Annotated in this window: 1 pseudogene; it reads right to left on the reverse strand. The window is 73.1% G+C overall.

Going from position 1 to position 984, the window contains the following annotated elements:
- Nucleotides 1–984: pseudogene (locus EYW49_RS23205) on the reverse strand (hypothetical protein); the annotation flags it as partial.

Genomic DNA, 984 nt, shown 5'->3' on the forward strand with positions numbered 1-984 from the left:
GTCAGCGTCGGCGCATGGTTGAGCCGCGCCACCGTCACCGTCTCCGCCGCCGGCAACCCGGAAGTCGTCGTGTCGACGCCGCCGTTCGCCGTGCCGCCGCTGTCCTTCACCGAAGTGAGGGTGACGACGCGGTCGCCCGCCGTCGGATTGCCGAGGTCCCGATAGGTCGCCCCCTGCAACAGGCTCGTCAGCTGCGCGCCGCTCAACGCCCCGGTCAGGGTCACCGTCGCGGTTGACCCCGTCACGCTCACCGCATAGCCGACCCCGAGCCCGCCGGTCGTCGTGCCGGTCGTGCCGTTGGTCAGCGTCACCGCCGACCCGTCGAGGGTCAGTTGCTCGTTCACCCCGTCGGAGAGCCCCGACACCGTCAATCGGATCTGGCCGAAGGTCTGCCCGGCCTCGATCGTCGAAGCCGTCACCCCCGACCACAGCGCCACCGCCGCGCCGCCTTCGGTGAAGGTCTTCGCCCCCACCGTCGCCGCCAGCGTCGGCGCGTCGTTGACCGGGGTCACCGTCACCGTCGCGGCCGCCGAGAGCGCCGTCGTGTCGACGCTGCCGGCCCCGCTGCCGCCGCTGTCGCGGATCGAGGTCAACGTCACCACCCGGGCGCCGGCGGTCGGATCGACCGAGCCGTTGCCGTAGGTCAGCCCGTCGACCAGCGTCTGCGCCGCCGCCGTCGTGAAGTCGCCGCCCCGTGTCACCGTCAGCGTCGCCGTCGAACCGGCCACCGTCACCACCACCGTCGCGCCGCCCGAGGTCGTGGTCGTGCCCGCCACCAGCGCCACCGCCGTGCCGTCGATCGTCAGCTGCTCGGCCGCGCCGTCCGACACCGACGACACCGTCAGCACCAACTGCCGGATCGTCTGCCCGCCGTCGCCCGTCCCCAGCCCGATCGCCGTGCCCGAGAACAGCGACACCGCGCCGCCCTTCTCCACGAAGGTCGGCGTCTCCGCGGTCGTGGTCAGCGTCGGCGCATGGTTGAGC

It is taken from the genome of Siculibacillus lacustris (assembly GCF_004328075.1).
GTDB classification, from domain to species: domain Bacteria; phylum Pseudomonadota; class Alphaproteobacteria; order Rhizobiales; family Ancalomicrobiaceae; genus Siculibacillus; species Siculibacillus lacustris.